The 21,738-nt window shown below is 56.3% G+C and carries 19 protein-coding genes; 16 read left to right on the top strand and 3 right to left on the bottom strand.

Translation table 11 applies throughout. The features are described from left to right. Positions 1-5 precede the first annotated feature (5 nt). The 16 genes from ftsI (at position 6) to mutT (ending at position 20,078) form a co-directional block, all read left to right on the top strand. A complete protein-coding gene (gene ftsI / locus D5067_RS19130) occupies positions 6-1,772 on the top strand; it encodes a peptidoglycan DD-transpeptidase PBP3 (protein ID WP_119935539.1) in 1,767 nt (588 codons plus the stop codon). Next, positions 1,759-3,246, top strand: a complete 1,488-nt coding sequence (gene murE, locus D5067_RS19125) for a UDP-N-acetylmuramoyl-L-alanyl-D-glutamate--2,6-diaminopimelate ligase (RefSeq protein WP_119935538.1) — start codon at positions 1,759-1,761, stop codon at positions 3,244-3,246. The genes ftsI and murE overlap by 14 nt, the downstream gene beginning before the upstream one ends. Then, a complete protein-coding gene (gene murF, locus D5067_RS19120; RefSeq protein WP_119935537.1) occupies positions 3,243-4,601 on the top strand; it encodes a UDP-N-acetylmuramoyl-tripeptide--D-alanyl-D-alanine ligase in 1,359 nt (452 codons plus the stop codon). Before murE ends, murF begins: the two co-directional genes overlap by 4 nt. Further along, complete coding sequence (gene mraY, locus D5067_RS19115) at positions 4,595-5,677, top strand: phospho-N-acetylmuramoyl-pentapeptide-transferase (protein ID WP_119935536.1); 1,083 nt, start codon at positions 4,595-4,597, stop codon at positions 5,675-5,677. The genes murF and mraY overlap by 7 nt, the downstream gene beginning before the upstream one ends. Positions 5,678-5,679: 2 nt before the next feature. After that, on the top strand, positions 5,680-6,996 hold the full coding sequence (gene murD / locus D5067_RS19110; RefSeq protein ID WP_119935535.1) for a UDP-N-acetylmuramoyl-L-alanine--D-glutamate ligase: 1,317 nt from the start codon (positions 5,680-5,682) through the stop codon (positions 6,994-6,996). Next, the gene (ftsW, locus tag D5067_RS19105) at positions 6,996-8,240 is read left to right on the top strand and encodes a cell division protein FtsW (RefSeq protein WP_119935534.1); all 1,245 of its coding nucleotides are present in this window, start codon (positions 6,996-6,998) and stop codon (positions 8,238-8,240) included. Before murD ends, ftsW begins: the two co-directional genes overlap by 1 nt. Then, on the top strand, positions 8,237-9,301 hold the full coding sequence (gene murG / locus D5067_RS19100; protein ID WP_119935533.1) for an undecaprenyldiphospho-muramoylpentapeptide beta-N-acetylglucosaminyltransferase: 1,065 nt from the start codon (positions 8,237-8,239) through the stop codon (positions 9,299-9,301). The genes ftsW and murG overlap by 4 nt, the downstream gene beginning before the upstream one ends. Before the next feature lie 58 nt (positions 9,302-9,359). After that, on the top strand, positions 9,360-10,835 hold the full coding sequence (gene murC, locus D5067_RS19095) for a UDP-N-acetylmuramate--L-alanine ligase (protein ID WP_119935532.1): 1,476 nt from the start codon (positions 9,360-9,362) through the stop codon (positions 10,833-10,835). Further along, positions 10,828-11,748: a D-alanine--D-alanine ligase gene (locus D5067_RS19090; RefSeq protein ID WP_119935531.1), complete on the top strand. Its 921-nt coding sequence runs from the start codon at positions 10,828-10,830 to the stop codon at positions 11,746-11,748. The genes murC and D5067_RS19090 overlap by 8 nt, the downstream gene beginning before the upstream one ends. Before the next feature lies 1 nt (position 11,749). Beyond that, positions 11,750-12,592, top strand: a complete 843-nt coding sequence (ftsQ, locus tag D5067_RS19085; RefSeq protein WP_119935530.1) for a cell division protein FtsQ — start codon at positions 11,750-11,752, stop codon at positions 12,590-12,592. Beyond that, the gene (ftsA, locus tag D5067_RS19080) at positions 12,589-13,845 is read left to right on the top strand and encodes a cell division protein FtsA (RefSeq protein ID WP_010426970.1); all 1,257 of its coding nucleotides are present in this window, start codon (positions 12,589-12,591) and stop codon (positions 13,843-13,845) included. Before ftsQ ends, ftsA begins: the two co-directional genes overlap by 4 nt. Positions 13,846-13,908: 63 nt before the next feature. Next, on the top strand, positions 13,909-15,060 hold the full coding sequence (ftsZ, locus tag D5067_RS19075; protein ID WP_119935529.1) for a cell division protein FtsZ: 1,152 nt from the start codon (positions 13,909-13,911) through the stop codon (positions 15,058-15,060). A gap of 101 nt (positions 15,061-15,161) precedes the next feature. After that, entirely contained in the window at positions 15,162-16,079 is a 918-nt protein-coding gene (gene lpxC / locus D5067_RS19070) for a UDP-3-O-acyl-N-acetylglucosamine deacetylase (protein WP_014068905.1), read from the top strand. A gap of 280 nt (positions 16,080-16,359) precedes the next feature. Continuing rightward, positions 16,360-16,863 (top strand): secA translation cis-regulator SecM, encoded by a 504-nt coding sequence (gene secM / locus D5067_RS19065; RefSeq protein WP_160117937.1) that lies wholly within the window; start codon positions 16,360-16,362, stop codon positions 16,861-16,863. Between the two features lie 59 nt (positions 16,864-16,922). After that, positions 16,923-19,628: a preprotein translocase subunit SecA gene (secA, locus tag D5067_RS19060; RefSeq protein ID WP_119935527.1), complete on the top strand. Its 2,706-nt coding sequence runs from the start codon at positions 16,923-16,925 to the stop codon at positions 19,626-19,628. Between the two features lie 57 nt (positions 19,629-19,685). Further along, positions 19,686-20,078 (top strand): 8-oxo-dGTP diphosphatase MutT, encoded by a 393-nt coding sequence (mutT, locus tag D5067_RS19055; RefSeq protein WP_119935526.1) that lies wholly within the window; start codon positions 19,686-19,688, stop codon positions 20,076-20,078. Between the two features lie 34 nt (positions 20,079-20,112). Here the strand turns inward: mutT and yacG are convergent, their stop codons facing one another. The 3 genes from yacG to coaE are packed head-to-tail and all read right to left on the bottom strand — an operon-like array spanning position 20,113 to position 21,680. Beyond that, positions 20,113-20,307, bottom strand: a complete 195-nt coding sequence (yacG, locus tag D5067_RS19050) for a DNA gyrase inhibitor YacG (protein WP_119935525.1) — start codon at positions 20,305-20,307, stop codon at positions 20,113-20,115. 9 nt (positions 20,308-20,316) lie between these two features. Continuing rightward, the gene (gene zapD, locus D5067_RS19045; RefSeq protein WP_119935524.1) at positions 20,317-21,060 is read right to left on the bottom strand and encodes a cell division protein ZapD; all 744 of its coding nucleotides are present in this window, start codon (positions 21,058-21,060) and stop codon (positions 20,317-20,319) included. Next, positions 21,060-21,680, bottom strand: a complete 621-nt coding sequence (gene coaE, locus D5067_RS19040; protein WP_119935523.1) for a dephospho-CoA kinase — start codon at positions 21,678-21,680, stop codon at positions 21,060-21,062. The genes zapD and coaE overlap by 1 nt, the downstream gene beginning before the upstream one ends. Between the last annotated feature and the right edge of the window lie 58 nt (positions 21,681-21,738).

The raw sequence follows: 21,738 nt of genomic DNA, 5'->3' as shown, positions 1-21,738 counted from the left end.
GACGCATGAAAGCAGCGGCAAAAACGCTAAAACCAAAACGTCAGGAAGAACAGGCCAACTTTGTCAGTTGGCGTTTTGCGTTGCTTTGCGGCTGCATTTTACTGGCCCTGGGGTTCCTGCTGGGTCGCGTGGCGTGGCTTCAGATTATCGCACCTGACATGCTGGTGCGTCAGGGGGACATGCGCTCCCTGCGCGTGCAGGAAGTCTCAACGTCTCGTGGCATGATCACCGATCGCTCCGGTCGTCCGCTGGCCGTGAGCGTGCCGGTGAAGGCTATCTGGGCGGATCCGAAAGAGCTGCACGACGCCGGGGGCATCACGCTCGATAACCGCTGGAAGGCGCTTGCGGATGCGCTGAAGATGCCGCTGGACCAGTTAGCGTCACGCGTGAATGCGAACCCGAGAGGGCGTTTTATCTATCTGGCGCGCCAGGTGAACCCGGACATGGCGGACTACATCAAAAAATTGAAGCTGCCGGGTATTCATCTTCGTGAGGAATCACGCCGTTATTATCCCTCCGGCGAAGTCACTGCTCACCTCATTGGCTTTACTAACGTTGATAGCCAGGGGATTGAAGGCGTTGAAAAAAGCTTTGATAAGTGGCTCACCGGACAGCCCGGCGAGCGCATTGTGCGTAAAGACCGCTATGGTCGCGTAATCGAGGATATTTCCTCAACGGACAGCCAGGCCGCACACAACCTTGCGCTGAGTATCGATGAACGCCTGCAGGCGCTGGTTTACCGCGAACTGAACAATGCCGTGGCCTTTAACAAAGCGGAATCGGGCAGTGCCGTGCTAGTCGATGTCAGCACGGGTGAAGTGCTGGCGATGGCCAACAGCCCGTCCTACAACCCTAACAATCTCACCGGTACGCAGAAGGATGTGATGCGTAACCGTACCATCACCGACGTGTTTGAACCTGGCTCGACGGTTAAACCGATGGTGGTAATGACCGCGCTACAGCGTGGCATTGTTAATGAAAGTACCGTTCTGAATACGATTCCTTACCGCATTAATGGACACGAAATTAAAGACGTGGCCCGTTACAGCGAGCTGACCCTGACCGGGGTCTTACAGAAGTCGAGTAACGTCGGTGTTTCCAAGCTGGCGTTAGCGATGCCGTCCTCAGCGTTAGTAGAGACTTACTCACGTTTTGGGCTGGGAAAAGCGACCAATTTGGGGTTGGTCGGAGAACGCAGTGGCTTATATCCTCAAAAACAACGGTGGTCTGACATAGAGAGGGCCACCTTCTCTTTCGGCTACGGGCTAATGGTAACCCCGTTACAGTTAGCGCGAGTCTACGCAACGATTGGCAGCTATGGCGTCTATCGCCCGCTGTCGATTACCAAAGTTGATCCACCGGTTCCGGGCGAGCGTATCTTCCCGGAATCTATCGTTCGTACCGTTGTTCATATGATGGAAAGCGTGGCGCTGCCCGGCGGCGGCGGCGTGAAGGCGGCGATTAAAGGCTACCGCATTGCCATTAAAACCGGTACGGCGAAGAAGGTGGGGCCGGATGGCCGCTACATCAATAAATACATTGCCTATACCGCAGGCGTTGCGCCTGCAAGCAATCCGCGTTTTGCGCTGGTGGTCGTTATCAACGATCCACAGGCGGGTAAATACTACGGCGGCGCCGTTTCTGCGCCGGTATTCGGGGCCATCATGGGCGGCGTGTTGCGCACCATGAACATTGAACCGGATGCGCTGGCGACGGGCGACAAAAGTGAATTTGTAACTAATCAAGGCGAGGGTACAGGTGGCAGATCGTAATTTGCGCGACCTTCTCGCTCCGTGGGTGCCAAATGCACCGGAGCGAGCACTGCGGGAGATGATACTGGACAGCCGTGTGGCTGCTTCTGGCGATCTCTTTGTGGCAGTGATGGGTCATCAGGCGGACGGGCGTCGTTATATCCCGCAGGCGATTGCGCAAGGTGTTGCTGCCATTATTGCGGAGGCCAAAGATGAGGCAACCGACGGTGAAATCCGTGAAATGCACGGTGTGCCGGTTATTTATCTCAGCCAGCTGAATGAGCGTCTCTCCGCGCTGGCAGGACGTTTCTATCATGAACCCTCCGACCAGCTGCGTCTGGTTGGCGTGACGGGGACGAACGGAAAAACCACCACCACGCAGCTGATGGCGCAATGGGCGCAGCTGCTGGGTGAAACCGGCGCCGTCATGGGCACCGTCGGTAACGGCCTGCTGGGCAAAGTGAGCCCGACGGAAAATACCACCGGTTCTGCCGTTGACGTACAGCACGTGCTGGCAGGTCTGGCGGGGCAGGGCGCAACCTTCGCCGCGATGGAGGTCTCTTCCCACGGGCTGGTACAGCACCGCGTGGCAGCGCTGAAGTTTGCGGCCTCCGTGTTCACTAACCTCAGCCGCGATCATCTTGATTATCACGGTGATATGGAGCACTACGAAGCCGCGAAATGGCTGCTCTATTCAACCCACCACAGCGGCCAGGCGATCGTCAACGCCGACGATGAAGTCGGTCGTCGCTGGCTGGCGAAGCTGCCGGATGCGGTGGCGGTTTCAATGGAAGACAATATTAACCCGAACTGCCACGGCCGCTGGCTAAAGGCGGTTGAGGTGACTTATCACGACAGCGGCGCGACGATCCGCTTTGCCTCGTCATGGGGTGAGGGTGAGATTGAAAGCCGCCTGATGGGCGCATTCAACGTCAGCAACCTTCTGCTGGCGCTGGCTACGCTGCTGGCACTCGGGTATCCGATGGCCGAACTGCTGAGCACCGCCGAGCGTCTGCAGCCGGTTTGTGGCCGAATGGAAGTGTTCAGCGCGCCGGGTAAACCGACCGTTGTCGTCGATTATGCCCACACGCCGGACGCGCTGGAAAAAGCGCTGGAAGCGGCTCGCCTGCACTGCGCCGGTAAGCTCTGGTGCGTGTTTGGCTGCGGCGGCGATCGCGACAAGGGCAAACGCCCGCTGATGGGCGCCATTGCCGAACAGTTCGCGGATATTCCGGTGGTGACCGATGACAACCCGCGTACCGAAGAGCCGCGCGCCATTATCAACGACATCCTTGCGGGTATGCTGGACGCGGGCCGCGCGCGCGTAGTCGAAGGCCGTGCTGAAGCGGTGACTAACGCCATCATGCAGGCGCGGGAGAACGATGTGGTTCTGCTCGCCGGCAAAGGTCATGAAGATTATCAGATTGTTGGCAATCGCCGTCTGGACTATTCAGACCGCGTGACGGCAGCGCGTCTGCTGGGAGTGGTGGCATGATTAGCCTTACGCTAGGCCAGGCCGCTGCCATCCTGCAGGGCGCACTGCACGGTCAGGATCTGACCATTGACGCCGTAACGACGGATACCCGGAAGGTGACAGCGGGTTGTCTGTTTGTGGCGTTGAAAGGTGAACGCTTTGACGCGCATGATTTTGCGGGTCAGGCCAAAGAGAACGGCGCGGGCGCGCTGCTGGTCAGCCGCAAGCTCGATATCGAGCTGCCGCAGATAGTGGTGAAAGATACGCGTCTGGCATTCGGTGAACTGGCAGCATGGGTACGCCAGCAGGTTCCGACTCGCGTCGTGGCGCTGACGGGCTCATCGGGCAAAACGTCCGTCAAAGAGATGACGGCGGCGATCCTCGGCCAGTGTGGCAACACGCTTTATACCGCGGGCAACCTAAATAATGATATCGGCGTGCCGATGACATTACTCCGTCTGACCAAAGAGCATGAATTTGCGGTGATCGAGCTAGGGGCAAACCATCAGGGCGAAATCGCCTGGACCGTGAGCCTGACCCGTCCGGAAGCGGCGCTGGTGAACAACCTGGCGGCTGCTCACCTTGAAGGCTTCGGGTCGCTGGAAGGCGTGGCGAAGGCCAAAGGTGAGATTTACACCGGCCTGCCGGCTGACGGTATCGCCATCATGAATGCCGATAACAACGACTGGCTGAACTGGCAGAGCATCATTGGGGCGCGTAAGACCTGGCGCTTCTCGCCGAATGCGGCCAACAGTGATTTTACCGCGACCAATATCCATGTGACGTCGCATGGCACGGAGTTCACGCTGAATACCCCAACGGGGGGTGTTGACGTGCTGCTGCCGCTGCCGGGTCGTCATAACATCGCCAATGCCCTTGCTGCTGCGGCCCTGTCGATGGCGGTGGGCGCGTCGCATGAAGCGATTAAAACGGGTCTGGCAAATTTAAAAGCCGTTCCCGGGCGTCTGTTCCCGATTAGGCTTTCCGAAAACAAGCTGCTGCTGGATGACTCCTATAACGCCAACGTCGGGTCAATGACGGCGGCGGTGCAGGTGCTGTCTGAAATGCCCGGCTACCGCGTGATGGTGGTTGGCGACATGGCGGAGTTGGGCAATGAAAGCGAAGCCTGTCATACACAGGTGGGCGACGCCGCGAAAGCCGCGGGACTGGACCGCGTGCTGAGCGCAGGAGAACTGAGCCAGGCAATAAGCCAGGCCAGCGGCGTAGGCGAACATTTTGCCGATAAAGACGCTTTGATTGAACGTCTTAAGACGTTGATTACAGAAAAACAAATTGTGACTGTTTTAGTGAAAGGTTCACGTAGTGCCGCCATGGAAGAGGTTGTGCACGCATTACAGGAGAACGGAACATGTTAGTTTGGCTGGCCGAACATTTGGTCAAATATTATTCAGGCTTTAACGTCTTTTCCTATCTGACGTTTCGCGCCATCGTCAGCCTGCTGACTGCGCTGTTCATCTCCTTGTGGATGGGCCCGCGCATGATTGCCCGTCTGCAAAAACTCTCTTTTGGCCAGGTCGTGCGTAACGATGGTCCGGAATCACACTTTAGCAAGCGCGGAACGCCAACCATGGGCGGGATCATGATCCTGACCGCGATTATTGTTTCTGTGCTTCTGTGGGCTTATCCCTCTAACCCGTACGTCTGGTGCGTGCTGACCGTGCTGATTGGCTACGGGATCATCGGTTTTGTTGATGACTACCGCAAAGTGGTGCGCAAAGACACCAAAGGTCTGATCGCCCGCTGGAAGTATTTCTGGATGTCGGTGATTGCGCTGGGCGTGGCCTTTGCGCTGTACCTGGCAGGAAAAGACACGCCGGCCACCGAGCTGGTAGTCCCGTTCTTCAAGGACGTGATGCCGCAGCTTGGGCTGTTCTACATCCTGCTGGCCTACTTCGTTATTGTCGGTACCGGTAACGCCGTTAACCTGACCGATGGCCTGGACGGTCTGGCGATTATGCCGACCGTCTTCGTTGCGGGCGGTTTTGCGCTGGTGGCGTGGGCCACCGGTAACATGAATTTTGCGAACTACCTGCATATACCGTATCTGCGGCACGCGGGTGAGCTGGTGATCGTCTGTACGGCGATTGTCGGGGCGGGGCTGGGCTTCCTGTGGTTCAACACCTATCCGGCTCAGGTCTTTATGGGTGACGTCGGTTCGCTGGCGCTGGGCGGCGCGCTGGGCATCATTGCCGTGCTGCTGCGTCAGGAGTTCCTGCTGGTGATCATGGGCGGCGTGTTTGTGGTTGAAACCCTGTCGGTCATTCTGCAGGTCGGCTCCTTCAAGCTGCGCGGTCAGCGCATCTTCCGTATGGCACCGATTCACCACCACTATGAACTGAAAGGCTGGCCGGAGCCGCGCGTCATTGTGCGCTTCTGGATTATTTCGCTGATGCTGGTGCTGATTGGCCTGGCAACGCTGAAGGTACGTTAATCATGGCAGATTACCAGGGCAAAAAAGTCGTTATCATCGGGTTGGGCCTGACCGGTCTTTCCTGCGTGGACTTTTTCCTTGCGCGCGGCGTGACGCCGCGCGTGATGGACACGCGTGTCTCTCCGCCGGGTCTGGACACGCTGCCGGAGCAGGTTGAACGCCACCTTGGTGGTCTGAATGATGACTGGCTGCTGGCAGCCGATCTGATTGTTGCAAGTCCTGGCATGGCGCTGGCGCATCCTTCACTCAGCGCCGCTTCTGACGCGGGCGTTGAGATTGTTGGCGATATTGAGCTGTTCTGCCGCGAAGCGCAGGCACCGATTATCGCCATTACCGGTTCAAACGGTAAAAGCACCGTTACTACTCTGGTCGGCGAGATGGCGAAAGCCGCAGGCATGAACGTGGGCGTGGGCGGCAATATCGGGCTGCCCGCGCTGATGCTGCTGGATAAGGGCTGTGAGCTGTATGTGCTGGAACTCTCCAGCTTCCAGCTGGAAACGACCTCCAGCCTGCATGCCGCCGCCGCGACGATCCTGAACGTGACCGAAGATCACATGGACCGCTACCCGTTTGGCCTGCAGCAGTACCGCGCGGCCAAACTGCGCGTTTATGAAAATGCCAAAGTCTGCGTGGTCAATGCCGACGACGCGCTGACCATGCCGGTACGCGGCGCCGACGAACGCTGCATCAGCTTTGGTATCACCATGGGTGACTACCATCTGAACCGCCAGCTGGGCGAAACCTGGCTGCGCGTAAAGGGTGAGAAAGTGCTGAACGTGAAAGAGATGAAGCTTTCCGGTCAGCATAACTACACCAACGCCCTGGCGGCGCTGGCGCTGGCGGATGCCGTTGGCCTGCCGCGTTCTTCAAGTTTAAAAGCGCTGACCACCTATACCGGCCTGGCGCACCGTTTCCAGCTGGCGCTTGAGCACAACGGCGCGCGCTGGATCAACGACTCCAAAGCCACCAACGTGGGAAGCACCGAGGCGGCCCTGAACGGCCTGCACGTGGAGGGCACGCTGCATCTGCTGCTTGGCGGCGACGGTAAGTCTGCTGATTTCTCCTCCCTGAAACAGTATCTCGCCGGAGATAACGTCCGTCTGTACTGCTTTGGTCGTGACGGTGGCCAACTGGCTGCACTGCGCCCTGAGGTTGCCGAACAAACCGAGACAATGGAACAGGCGATGCGTCTGATTGCCCCGCGCGTCAAGCCTGGCGATATGGTGCTGCTTTCACCCGCATGTGCCAGCCTCGATCAGTTCAAGAATTTCGAACAGCGTGGTGATGTCTTTACCCGCCTGGCGAAGGAGTTAGGCTGATGCGTTTATCTCTCCCTCGCCTGAAAATGCCGCGCCTGCCAGGATTTGGAATTCTGGTGTGGCTTTTTGCGGCCCTGAAAGGCTGGGTGATGGCTTCGCGGGATAAAGATTCCGATAGCCTGATCATGTACGACCGCATGCTGTTCTGGCTTACGCTGGGGCTGGCGGCGATCGGTTTTATCATGGTGACGTCAGCGTCGATGCCTGTTGGCCAGCGTCTCGCTAACGATCCCTTCCTGTTTGCCAAGCGTGACGGGCTGTACATCATCCTGGCGTTTTGTCTTGCGATGGTGACCTTGCGCCTGCCGATGGCGTTCTGGCAGCGCCACAGTACGGCCATGCTGATCGCGTCGATCGTCATGCTGCTGATTGTACTGGTCGTGGGTAGCTCCGTTAACGGGGCATCGCGCTGGATTGCCTTCGGTCCGCTGCGTATTCAGCCGGCCGAGTTCACCAAGCTCTCCCTGTTCTGCTATCTGGCAAACTACCTGGTGCGTAAAGTTGATGAAGTGCGTAACAACCTTCGCGGCTTTTTGAAACCGATGGGAGTAATCCTGGTTCTTGCCGTGCTCTTGCTGGCGCAGCCTGACCTCGGTACCGTAGTCGTACTGTTTGTGACCACGCTGGCGATGCTATTCCTGGCCGGGGCCAAGCTGTGGCAGTTCATCGCCATCATCGGGATGGGGATATCTGCGGTTGTGCTGCTGATCCTCGCCGAGCCGTATCGTATCCGCCGCGTGACCTCGTTCTGGAACCCCTGGGAAGACCCGTTCGGCAGCGGTTATCAGCTGACGCAGTCGTTGATGGCGTTTGGCCGCGGTGAAGTCTGGGGGCAAGGCTTAGGTAACTCGGTGCAAAAACTGGAGTATTTACCTGAGGCCCACACGGACTTCATCTTCTCCATTATTGGGGAAGAGCTGGGTTATATCGGTGTGGTATTGGCACTATTAATGGTATTCTTCGTCGCTTTCCGCGCCATGTCGATTGGCCGTAAAGCGCTGGAGATCGATCACCGCTTCTCAGGTTTTCTGGCCTGCTCAATTGGTATCTGGTTTAGCTTCCAGGCATTGGTTAACGTTGGGGCCGCAGCAGGCATGCTGCCGACCAAGGGCCTGACGTTGCCGCTGATAAGCTATGGTGGTTCGAGTCTGCTGATTATGTCGACGGCCATCATGTTTTTGTTACGTATAGATTATGAGACGCGTCTGGAGAAAGCACAGGCGTTTACACGAGGTTCACGATGAATCAACCGAAGCGGTTAATGGTGATGGCAGGCGGTACCGGCGGACACGTGTTCCCGGGGCTCGCGGTTGCGCACCATTTAATGGATCAGGGCTGGCAGGTACGCTGGCTGGGAACCGCAGACCGCATGGAAGCCGACCTGGTACCGAAGCACGGTATTGAGATCGACTTTATTCGTATTTCCGGCCTGCGGGGCAAAGGCCTCAAGGCAATGCTGCTGGCCCCGGTGCGTATTTTTAACGCCTGGCGTCAGGCGCGCACCATCATGAAGCAGTTTAAGCCTGATGTGGTGCTGGGCATGGGCGGGTATGTGTCTGGCCCCGGCGGGCTGGCGGCATGGTCGCTGGGCATTCCCGTGGTGCTGCACGAGCAGAACGGTATCGCCGGTTTGACCAACAAATGGCTGGCGAAAATCGCCACTAAAGTGATGCAGGCATTCCCTGGCGCGTTCCCGAAAGCGGATGTCGTCGGAAACCCAGTGCGCGTCGATGTGCTGGCGCTACCGCTGCCTGAGGCTCGCCTGAACGGCCGTGAAGGCCCGGTCCGCGTGCTGGTCGTCGGCGGTTCTCAGGGGGCTCGCATCCTGAACCAGACGATGCCGCAGGTTGCCGCAAAGCTGGGCGATGCCGTGACTATCTGGCATCAGAGCGGTAAAGGCGCTCAGCAGACCGTTGAGCAGGCTTACGCCGAAGCGGGGCAGCCGCAGCATAAAGTGACGGAGTTTATCGACGATATGGCCGCAGCCTACGCCTGGGCCGACGTTGTGGTCTGTCGTTCGGGTGCATTAACGGTGAGTGAGATTGCCGCCGCGGGCCTGCCTGCGCTGTTTGTGCCTTTCCAGCACAAAGACCGCCAGCAGTACTGGAATGCGCTGCCGCTTGAAAAAGCCGGCGCCGCGAAGATTTTTGAGCAGCCACAATTTACCGCCGATGCGGTCGCCACCACTCTGGCGGGCTGGAACAGAGACGCATTGCTGGAGATGGCGCAGCGCGCGCGCGCGACGGCTATCCCGGATGCGACAGAACGAGTGGCAAAAGAAGTGAGCCTGGCAGCCCAGGCTTAACCCTCGCAGCGCGTGTTGCGCTGCACGAATTTTTTGAGTAGTCGATGGCGTTTAGAGAATGAATACACAACAACTGGCGAAACTGCGTTCTATCGTGCCCGAGATGCGTCGCGTCCGGCACATTCACTTTGTCGGCATCGGCGGTGCTGGCATGGGCGGTATTGCCGAAGTGTTAGCTAACGAAGGTTATCAGATCAGCGGTTCCGATCTGGCGCCAAACCCTGTTACGCAGCAGTTAGCGTCGCTTGGGGCGACTATCTATTTCAACCATCGCCCGGAAAACGTGCGCGATGCGAGCGTGGTGGTGGTGTCCAGCGCCATCTCCTCTGACAACCCGGAAATCGTTGCCGCGCATGAAGCGCGTATCCCGGTGATCCGCCGTGCTGAAATGCTGGCGGAACTGATGCGTTTCCGTCACGGCATCGCGGTTGCGGGTACGCACGGTAAAACCACGACCACGGCAATGGTATCCAGCATTTACGCCGAGGCCGGACTGGATCCGACGTTCGTCAACGGCGGCCTGGTAAAAGCGGCAGGCGTGCATGCGCGTCTGGGGCACAGCCGCTATCTGATTGCAGAAGCGGATGAGAGCGATGCGTCGTTCCTGCACCTGCAGCCAATGGTGGCGATTGTCACCAACATCGAAGCTGACCACATGGATACCTACCAGGGCGACTTCGAGAATCTCAAACAGACCTTTATTAATTTCCTGCACAATCTGCCGTTCTATGGACGTGCGGTAATGTGCGTCGACGATCCGGTGATCCGCGAGCTGCTGCCGCGCGTTGGGCGTCAGATTACCACCTACGGTTTCAGCGAAGACGCTGACGTGCGTGTGGAAGATTACAAGCAGGTTGGGGCGCAGGGACATTTCACCCTGGCGCGTCAGGACAAAGAGCTGCTGCAGGTTACGCTGAACGCGCCGGGCCGTCATAACGCCCTGAATGCGGCGGCGGCGGTGGCTGTTGCCACGGAAGAAGGCATTGAAGACGAGGCGATCCTGCGCGCGCTGGAAAGCTTCCAGGGTACAGGCCGTCGCTTCGACTTCCTCGGCGAATTCCCGCTCGACGCCGTAAACGGCAAAGCGGGTACCGCCATGCTGGTGGACGACTACGGTCACCACCCAACGGAAGTGGATGCAACCATCAAAGCGGCACGCGCGGGCTGGCCGGATAAAAACCTGGTGATGATCTTCCAGCCGCACCGCTACACCCGTACCCGCGATCTGTATGACGATTTCGCCAACGTGCTGTCGCAGGTCGATACGCTGCTGATGCTGGACGTTTATTCCGCGGGCGAAACGCCGATTCCGGGCGCGGACAGCCGTTCTCTGTGTCGTACCATCCGTGGACGCGGTAAAGTGGACCCAATTCTGGTCTCCGACCCGGCTCAGGCAGCGGAAATTCTCGCGCCGGTGCTGACGGGTAACGATCTGATTCTGATTCAGGGTGCGGGAAATATCGGCAAAATCGCCCGTACCTTAGCCGAAATCAAACTGAAGCCGCAAACTCAGGAGGACGGGCGTCATGGCTGATAAGATTGCTGTCCTGTTTGGCGGCACCTCCGCCGAGCGCGAGGTTTCCCTGAACTCAGGCGCAGCCGTGCTGGCGGGCCTGCGTGAAGGCGGCGTGGATGCGCACCCGGTCGATCCTAAAGAGGCCGATGTGACGCAGCTGAAAGCGATGGGCTTTGATAAAGTCTTCATCGCCCTGCACGGTCGCGGTGGTGAAGACGGCACGCTGCAGGGATTGCTGGAGTTAATCGGCATGCCGTACACCGGCAGCGGCGTTATGGCGTCTGCCATTTCCATGGATAAACTGCGCAGCAAACTGCTGTGGCAAGGGGCGGGGCTGCCCGTTGCGCCATGGGTTGCGCTGACGCGTCGTGAATTTGAATTGGGCCTGTCAGACAGCGTTAATACACGCATTGCTGCACTGGGCCTGCCGGTTATTGTTAAGCCGAGCCGCGAAGGCTCAAGCGTGGGAATGTCCAAAGTCGATAAAGCAGGGGATTTATCCTCTGCCTTAGCGCTGGCATTTCAACATGATGAAGAAGTTCTGATTGAAAAATGGCTCAGCGGGCCGGAATTTACCGTCGCGATGCTTGGCGAAGAAATTTTACCGTCAATTCGCATCCAACCCGCCGGAGTCTTCTATGATTATGAGGCGAAGTATCTCTCTGATGAGACGCAATATTTCTGCCCAAGTGGTCTTGAAGCAGAACGTGAAGCAGATTTACAGTCTCTGGTGCTTAAAGCCTGGAATGTTCTGGGGTGCCGCGGCTGGGGACGCATTGATGTGATGCTCGACAGTGATGGGCAATTTTACCTGCTGGAAGCCAACACTTCTCCAGGCATGACCAGCCACAGCCTTGTGCCGATGGCGGCGCGTCAGGCGGGAATGAGCTTCTCGCAGTTAGTCGTACGTATTCTGGACCAGGCGGGCTGATATGTCTCAGGCTGCATTGAACACGCGCAACCGCGAAGAAGAGGAAGAATATTCTTCTTCACGCCGGAGTAATGGAACGCGTCTTGCAGGAATTATTTTCCTGCTCGGGGTGCTGTGCACCGTGTTTATCAGCGGCTGGATGGTGCTGGGCTGGATGGAAGATGCGCAGCGTTTACCGCTCTCTAAGCTTGTGGTGACCGGCGAGCGTCACTACACGCGTAACGATGATATTCGCCAGTCTATTCTGGCGCTGGGTTCGCCTGGCACCTTTATGACGCAGGACGTCAATATTATCCAGAGCCAGATTGAACGTCTGCCGTGGATAAAACAGGCGAGCGTAAGAAAGCAATGGCCTGATGAATTGAAGATTCATCTGGTTGAATATGTGCCCATTGCGCGTTGGAATGATCAGCACATGGTAGACGTGGACGGAAATTCCTTCAGCGTCCCAAGCGATCGCGTCAACAAGCAAAATTTACCGATGTTGTATGGCCCGGAAGGCAGCGAAAATGAAGTGTTACAGGGTTTTCGCGATATGGGACAGGTGCTGGCTAAGAACCGCTTTACGTTAAAAGATGCCGCGATGACGGCGCGCCGCTCCTGGCAGCTGACGTTAACGAATGGCATTAAGCTCAACCTTGGCCGCGGCGACACAATGAAACGTCTGGCGCGTTTTGTAGAACTTTACCCGGTTTTACAGCAGCAGGCGCAGACGGACGGCAAACGGATAAGCTACGTTGATTTGCGCTATGACTCAGGCGCAGCAGTCGGTTGGGAGCCGGCTCCGGTCGAGGAACCTAATCAGCAACAGAATCAGGCACAGGTACAGGCAGAACAACAATGATCAAGGCGACGGACAGAAAACTGGTAGTTGGACTGGAGATTGGCACCGCGAAGGTTGCCGCTTTAGTAGGGGAAGTTCTGCCCGACGGTATGGTCAATATCATTGGCGTGGGCAGCTGCCCGTCCCGTGGTATGGATAAAGGTGGGGTAAATGACCTTGAGTCGGTGGTGAAATGCGTACAGCGCGCCATCGATCAGGCTGAATTAATGGCGGATTGCCAGATCTCCTCTGTCTATCTGGCCCTTTCTGGCAAGCACATCAGCTGCCAGAACGAAATCGGTATGGTGCCGATTTCTGAAGAAGAAGTGACGCAGGAAGACGTTGAGAACGTTGTGCATACGGCGAAGTCCGTGCGCGTTCGCGATGAGCACCGCGTGCTGCACGTGATCCCGCAGGAATATGCGATTGACTACCAGGAAGGGATCAAGAACCCGGTCGGTCTTTCCGGCGTGCGTATGCAGGCAAAAGTGCACCTGATCACATGTCACAACGATATGGCGAAGAACATCGTCAAAGCCGTTGAACGTTGTGGCCTGAAAGTTGACCAACTTATTTTCGCCGGTCTGGCCGCGAGTTATTCCGTGCTGACCGAAGATGAACGTGAACTGGGCGTCTGTGTGGTCGATATTGGTGGTGGTACAATGGACATGGCTGTCTATACCGGCGGCGCGCTGCGCCACACCAAAGTGATCCCTTATGCCGGGAACGTTGTGACCAGCGATATTGCCTACGCCTTTGGTACGCCACCGAGCGATGCAGAGGCCATTAAAGTCCGCCACGGGTGCGCACTGGGTTCTATCGTGGGCAAAGATGAGAGCGTTGAAGTGCCGAGCGTCGGTGGTCGTCCACCGCGCAGCCTGCAGCGCCAGACGTTGGCAGAGGTGATTGAGCCGCGCTATACCGAGCTGCTCAACCTGGTCAACGAAGAGATTTTGCAGTTACAGGAACAGCTTCGCCAGCAGGGCGTTAAACATCATCTTGCGGCGGGGATTGTATTAACCGGCGGGGCAGCGCAAATTGAAGGTCTTGCGGCCTGCGCTCAGCGCGTGTTCCATACGCAGGTGCGTATTGGTGCGCCGCTGAATATTACCGGTTTAACGGATTACGCTCAGGAGCCGTATTACTCAACGGCCGTGGGCCTGCTGCACTACGGGAAAGAATCCCATTTGAGTGGTGAAGCAGAAGTGGAAAAACGCGTCTCGGTGGGGTCTTGGGTCAAACGACTTAACACCTGGTTGCGAAAAGAGTTTTAATTTTTTTAAGAGACCGGAGAGAATTAGCGGTCTCGGGCGACAGGCACAACGGAGAGAGAGATTATGTTTGAACCTATGGAATTAACCAACGACGCGGTGATTAAAGTCATCGGCGTCGGTGGCGGCGGCGGTAACGCCGTAGAGCATATGGTGCGTGAACGCATCGAAGGCGTTGAATTCTTTGCGGTCAACACCGATGCACAGGCACTGCGTAAGACGGCCGTTGGCCAGACCATTCAGATCGGCGGTGGCATTACCAAAGGTCTGGGCGCTGGCGCTAACCCGGAAGTCGGCCGTAATGCGGCAGAAGAAGATCGTGAAGCCCTGCGCGCCGCACTGGATGGTGCAGACATGGTCTTCATCGCAGCGGGCATGGGTGGCGGTACCGGCACCGGTGCAGCACCAGTTGTCGCTGAAGTGGCAAAAGATTTAGGTATCCTGACCGTTGCTGTCGTGACCAAGCCTTTCAACTTTGAAGGCAAGAAGCGTATGGCATTCGCGGAGCAGGGTATCACCGAGCTGTCCAAACATGTGGACTCTCTGATTACCATCCCGAACGACAAACTGCTGAAAGTTCTGGGTCGCGGTATCTCCCTGCTGGACGCCTTTGGCGCAGCAAACGACGTGCTGAAAGGCGCGGTTCAGGGTATCGCTGAGCTGATTACCCGTCCTGGCCTGATGAACGTTGACTTTGCAGACGTTCGCACCGTGATGTCCGAAATGGGCTATGCGATGATGGGCTCTGGCGTGGCAAGCGGTGAAGATCGTGCAGAAGAAGCGGCTGAAATGGCCATCTCTTCTCCACTGCTGGAAGATATCGACCTGTCCGGTGCGCGCGGCGTGCTGGTCAACATTACCGCTGGTTTCGACCTGCGTCTGGATGAGTTCGAAACCGTGGGTAACACCATCCGTGCGTTCGCTTCCGACAACGCGACCGTGGTAATCGGTACTTCTCTTGACCCGGAAATGAACGACGAGCTGCGTGTAACGGTTGTTGCCACCGGTATCGGTATGGACAAGCGTCCTGAGATCACCCTGGTGACCAACAAGCAGACTCAGCAGCCGGTTATGGATCGTTACCAGCAGCACGGCATGTCTCCGCTGACTCAGGAGCAAAAACCGGCCGCGAAAGTGGTTAACGATACCACTCCACAAACGGCGAAAGAGCCAGATTATCTGGATATCCCAGCGTTCCTGCGTAAGCAAGCTGACTAAGAATTGGCTGGAATTTGGGGATTTGCGCTCTTTGTGCTAAACTGGCCCACCGTTAGTGATATACACTCTCGGTTGGATAGTTAATTTGGCGAGATTATACGATGATCAAACAAAGGACACTTAAACGTATCGTTCAGGCGACTGGCGTCGGTTTACATACCGGCAAAAAAGTCACACTGACGCTGCGCCCTGCGCCGGCCAATACCGGGGTCATCTATCGTCGCACCGACTTGAATCCACCGGTAGATTTTCCGGCCGATGCCAAATCTGTGCGTGATACTATGCTCTGTACTTGTCTGGTCAACGAGCATGACGTGCGGATTTCTACCGTAGAGCACCTGAACGCCGCCCTGGCGGGTCTGGGTATCGACAACATTATTGTTGAAGTCGATGCGCCAGAAATCCCGATTATGGATGGTAGTGCTGCTCCGTTCGTTTATCTGTTGCTGGATGCCGGCATCGAAGAACTGAACTGCGCGAAGAAATTTGTTCGCATCAAAGATACCGTTCGCGTCGAAGATGGCGACAAGTGGGCTGAATTCAAACCGTACAATGGTTTCTCGTTGGACTTTACCATCGACTTTAACCATCCGGCGATTGATGCCAGCACCCAGCGCTATGCGATGAACTTCTCTGCTGATGCGTTTATGCGCCAGATCAGCCGTGCGCGTACTTTCGGCTTTATGCGTGATATCGAATATCTGCAGTCCCGTGGCCTGTGCCTGGGCGGCAGCTTCGATTGTGCCATCGTTGTTGACGATTATCGCGTACTGAACGAAGACGGCCTGCGTTTTGAAGATGAATTCGTTCGTCACAAAATGCTGGATGCCATCGGCGACCTCTTCATGTGTGGTCACAACATCATTGGTGCATTTACCGCGTTTAAATCCGGTCATGCGCTGAACAACAAACTGTTGCAGGCCGTCCTGGCAAAACAGGAAGCTTGGGAATATGTGACCTTCGAAGACGAAGCAGAACTGCCGCTGGCGTTCAAAGCCCCGACTATGGTTCTGGCGTAACGGTTAAAGCCGTTTCGTAAAAAATCGACTGGTTAACCTGGTACTCTCTCCGGCCAGGAAGACCAGTCGTTTTTATTTTTACCCTTCTCTGTTTTGCCCCAGCCTTCCGTGGCCATCCGTCAGTCGCAGAGAATCTGTGCGTTAGCTGAATTCTTGACCGTTTTTACCTGCCGCATGACGTCATTCCTGCTGCCGTGCCATGGCTTTAGTGGTAATATCTGGGCGCTAAAAAGAATAATTGACCTCAGCCTACACAAGGCTGGCTTATGTGGTGGAGCAAGTGAGCGGAATACTGACGCGCTGGCGACAACTTGGCAGACGTTACTTCTGGCCGCATCTCTTATTAGGGATGGTCGCGGCGAGTCTCGGCTTGCCTGCGCTCAGCAACAGTGCTGAAGCCGCAGCACCCACAAAGACAACCACCACCAAACACGATTTATCCACGCGGGTTAACTTTACTAACCTCGCATGGCTCGAAGCCAACCGCCGCCCGAATTTTACCGTCGATTACTGGCACCAGCACGCTATCCGCACCGTTATTCGCCATCTGTCATTTGCGATGGCACCTCAGACCATGCCTGCTGCGGAAGAGGCGCTGCCTGAACAGGCTCAGCATCTTGCTCTGCTCGACACGCTTAACGCGCTGCTGACGCAGGATAGCCAGCCGCCTGTTACGGTTCGTCAGACGGCGTTAACCGCTTTCGTTCCCCCCGCAGCCTTCTCGGTTTCGACCTGGATAAGCCAGGTTCATGGCATCCGCGCCGGGCCACAGCGCCTCAGCTAAATTAACGCTTTTTCAATACCTTAATTTATCTGCCCATCTGGGGCGTTTGAGAATTTATTATGTTAATCAAATTATTAACCAAAGTTTTTGGTAGTCGTAACGATCGTACCCTGCGCCGCATGCGCAAAGCCGTCACCGTCATCAACGGCATGGAGCCGGCGATGGAGAAGCTGTCTGACGACGAGCTAAAAGCCAAAACCGCAGAGTTTCGCGCGCGTCTGGAAAAAGGGGAAGTGTTAGAGAACCTGATCCCGGAAGCTTTCGCCGTCGTGCGTGAAGCAAGTAAGCGTGTATTCGGCATGCGTCACTTCGACGTGCAGCTGCTGGGCGGTATGGTACTTAACGAACGCTGCATCGCAGAAATGCGTACCGGTGAAGGTAAAACCCTGACCGCAACGCTGCCTGCTTATCTGAATGCGCTGACCGGTAAAGGCGTTCACGTCGTTACCGTCAACGACTATCTGGCACAGCGTGATGCCGAAAACAACCGTCCGCTGTTCGAATTCCTGGGCCTGACCGTGGGTATCAACATGTCCGGCCTGCCGGCACCCGCCAAGCGTGAAGCCTATAACGCGGACATCACCTACGGTACCAACAACGAATACGGCTTCGATTATCTGCGCGACAACATGGCGTTCAGCCCTGAAGAGCGCGTTCAGCGTAAGCTGCACTATGCGCTGGTGGATGAGGTGGACTCCATCCTGATCGATGAAGCGCGTACCCCGCTGATCATCTCCGGCCCGGCTGAAGACAGCTCCGAGATGTACCGTAAAGTCGACAAAATCATTCCACACCTGCTGCGCCAGGAGAAAGAAGACTCCGACACCTTCCAGGGGGAAGGTCACTTCTCCGTTGATGAAAAAGCGCGTCAGGTGAACCTGACCGAACGCGGCCTGGTTCAGATTGAAGAGCTGCTGGTTGCGCAGGGCATCATGGAAGAGGGTGAGTCACTGTACTCACCGACTAACATCATGCTGATGCACCATGTGACCGCTGCACTGCGTGCCCACGCGCTGTTTACCCGCGACGTTGACTACATCGTGAAAGACGGTGAAGTGATCATCGTTGATGAACACACCGGCCGTACCATGCAGGGTCGTCGCTGGTCCGACGGCCTGCACCAGGCCGTTGAAGCCAAAGAAGGCGTTGATATTCAAAACGAAAACCAGACACTGGCGTCCATTACCTTCCAGAACTACTTCCGCCTGTACGAGAAGCTGGCAGGCATGACCGGTACTGCAGATACCGAAGCGTTTGAATTCAGCTCCATCTACAAGCTGGATACCGTGGTTGTTCCAACAAACCGTCCGATGATCCGTAAGGATATGCCGGATCTGGTCTACATGACCGAAGCGGAAAAAATTCAGGCGATCATCGAAGATATTCGCGATCGTACCGCGGCGGGCCAGCCGGTGCTGGTGGGGACCATCTCCATCGAGAAATCCGAAGTGGTTTCCAATGAGCTGACCAAAGCGGGCATCAAACACAACGTACTGAACGCCAAATTCCACGCTAAAGAAGCGGATATCGTTGCGCAGGCGGGTTATCCGGGAGCCGTGACCATCGCCACCAACATGGCGGGTCGTGGTACGGATATTATGCTCGGCGGTAGCTGGCAGGCTGAAGTGGCGGAGCTGGAAAACCCAACGCCAGAACAGATCGCGCAGATTAAAGCCGACTGGCAGGTTCGTCACGATGCCGTTCTGGCATCCGGTGGTCTGCATATTATTGGTACCGAGCGCCATGAGTCTCGTCGTATCGATAACCAGCTGCGCGGCCGTGCGGGTCGTCAGGGTGATGCCGGTTCTTCCCGCTTCTACCTGTCTATGGAAGATGCGCTGATGCGTATTTTCGCCTCTGACCGCGTTTCCGGCATGATGCGTAAACTGGGTATGAAGCCTGGCGAAGCGATCGAGCACCCGTGGGTGACCAAAGCGATTGCGAACGCGCAGCGTAAGGTAGAAAGCCGCAACTTTGATATTCGTAAGCAGCTGCTGGAATATGATGATGTTGCCAACGACCAGCGTCGCGCCATCTACACCCAGCGTAACGAACTGCTGGACGTGTCTGACGTAAGCGAAACCATTAACAGCATCCGTGAGGACGTGTTTAAAGCCACCATCGATGGCCACATTCCACCGCAGTCTCTGGAAGAGATGTGGGATATCGAAGGCCTGCAGGAACGTCTGAAAAACGACTTCGACCTTGAGCTGCCAATCAAAGAGTGGCTGGACAAAGAGCCTGAGCTGCACGAAGAGACCCTGCGTGAGCGTATCTTCGAAACCGCACTGGACGTTTACAAGCGTAAGGAAGAAGTGGTTGGCGCTGAGATGATGCGTCACTTCGAAAAAGGCGTGATGCTCCAGACGCTGGATTCCCTGTGGAAAGAGCACCTGGCCGCAATGGACTACCTGCGTCAGGGTATCCACCTGCGTGGGTATGCGCAGAAAGATCCAAAGCAGGAGTACAAGCGCGAGTCCTTCGCCATGTTTGCGTCTATGCTGGAATCGCTGAAGTATGAAGTGATCAGCACCCTGAGCAAGGTTCAGGTGCGTATGCCGGAAGAAGTGGAAGCGATGGAGCAACAGCGTCGCGAAGAAGCTGAACGTCTGGCGCAGATGCAACAGCTGAGCCACCAGACCGACGAAGGCGAAGCGGCTGCCGCGATCGCTGCGCAGACGGGCGATCGTAAAGTGGGCCGTAACGATCCGTGCCCATGTGGTTCCGGCAAGAAGTACAAGTCGTGCCACGGCCGTCTGAACTAAGACGTTAACGAATCGAAAAGGCGCAGATATCTGCGCCTTTTTTATGGGAGTAACAATATGAAAAAACTGCAAATCGCCGTCGGGATCATTCGCAATCCGCAAAACCAATTCTTCATAACCCAGCGTGCGGCTGATGCCCACATGGCGAACAAGTGGGAGTTTCCCGGCGGGAAAATCGAATCAGGTGAAACGCCGGAACAGGCGCTGGTGCGAGAGCTTCAGGAAGAGGTAGGGATAACGCCGCTGGGTGCAACGCTGTTTGATAAACTGGAGTACCAGTTTCCGGACCGGCACATCACGCTGTGGTTCTGGCTTGTCGAGAACTGGGAAGGAGAGCCCTGGGGTAAAGAGGGACAGCCGGGTAACTGGGTTGAGCTTAATGCGACCGACGCAGATAAATTCCCGCCGGCTAATGAGCCCGTGATCCTAAGATTAGTGGCAAAACCGTAGGCCTGCTAAGCGAAGCGTCAGCAGGCTTTCAGGACTATCGCTGCTCTTCGCTCCAGTCATCGCTGTCAGAGAGGTCGCCCTCGCTCGGAATGCGCTTCTCTTCTGCCGCCCATTCGCCCAGGTCAATTAACTGACAGCGTTTGCAGCAGAATGGGCGAAATGGGCTCACTTCGCCCCAGACGACGGTTTTTCCACAGGTCGGGCAGCTTACGGTGGTTACGTCAGACATCGGCACTCCTTAACAACAGGCCAGTTCAAAATCGAGGCGTTCCGGCACGGTGCCGTTTTCGCTGTCCAGCGGCATGAAGCGAATCGCAAAGCGGCTTTTATGCCCGGAAATTTGCGGATAGAGCTGTTCGCCCAGGGACATGTTCAGGCGCAGGAGGTCGGCATCATCACCGTTGTCCTGATAGAAACCGTTCAGGCTGGTTTGCTTGCGGAAAGGCGCCGAGTTACGGATCAGATCGAGTACCAGCGACAGCGTTTGATTCATCGGTTCCAGGCTTGCCATCCAGCTATTCACCTGGGCATCACGCTGCGCTTGTGGCATATGTAGCCACATGTGAAGCGTTGGCAGATCAAAGCTGCAGCATCCGCCAGGGATACTCAAACGTTGACGCACCAGGCCGATTAAGCGGTCTTCCCGTAAAAATTGCCCAACGCGCGGCGCGGTCATCAGCACGCTGCTGCTGTTTTTCAGCTGCTGGCGAAGAGAATCAATACGGCTTTGATCGACGCCCGGCACTTCCGTCCACGCCTGCAGTTTACGCTGTTGGCGCTCAAGCTCTTTCAGCAACTCTGTGCGGACATCTCCGCGTTCAATGACGTCCAGCAGATCGCCGACGTTGCGGAAGAAAGGCAGAGCCGTGGCATGATCGTTAACGGGCAGATACTGTGAGAGTTGTTGAATGAGAAATTCAATGCGTAGCCAGGTACGCATTTTTTCATTCAGTGGGTGCTCAAAAAGAATGTGAGTCGACATTATGGTTTTTCCTGTGCAACGGCCTGCGCGGCAAACGTCAGATACTGCGCGTGCAGACGGGCAACATCCGATGCAATGGCATCTGGTGCGCCGTTATTATCAATAACATCATCCGCAACGGCAAGGCGCTGGGCGCGCGTGGCCTGAGCGGCAAGAATTTGTTCAGCATGCTCGCGCGAAACGCGATCGCGTGCCATGGTTCGCTGAATTTGCGTTTCGGGATCAACGTCGATGACCAGAACACGATCGGCTTTCGTCTGAAGCTGGTTCTCCACCAGCAGCGGAACGACCCAAAGAACGTAAGGTGAACGGGTTGCGGCGATCTGGCGCTGAGTTTCCAGGTGGATAATGGGGTGGAGCAGGGCATTAAGCCAGTTTTTTTCTGAAGATTCAGAAAATATGTAATCACGTAGCTGGCGACGATTAAGCGTGCCATCAGCATTGATGATGGTACTACCGAAGCGGGCCTCAATGGCGTTTAACGCGGGTGTATTTGGCTCTACCACCTGACGGGCAATGATATCGGCATCAACAATCGTGGTGCCGAGACGAGAAAAGGCGTCCGCAACGGTGCTTTTGCCACTACCGATGCCGCCGGTTAACGCGACGATATACCCCATTAAATCAAATCCTGGGAATTATTCATTATTAAAATCAGTTGCTTAAAAAATAAACATG

The organism is Enterobacter huaxiensis, assembly GCF_003594935.2.
GTDB lineage: Bacteria > Pseudomonadota > Gammaproteobacteria > Enterobacterales > Enterobacteriaceae > Enterobacter > Enterobacter huaxiensis.
The sequence above is the reverse complement of the archived record's forward strand: the minus strand, read 5'-3'. Positions and strand labels throughout refer to the sequence as shown.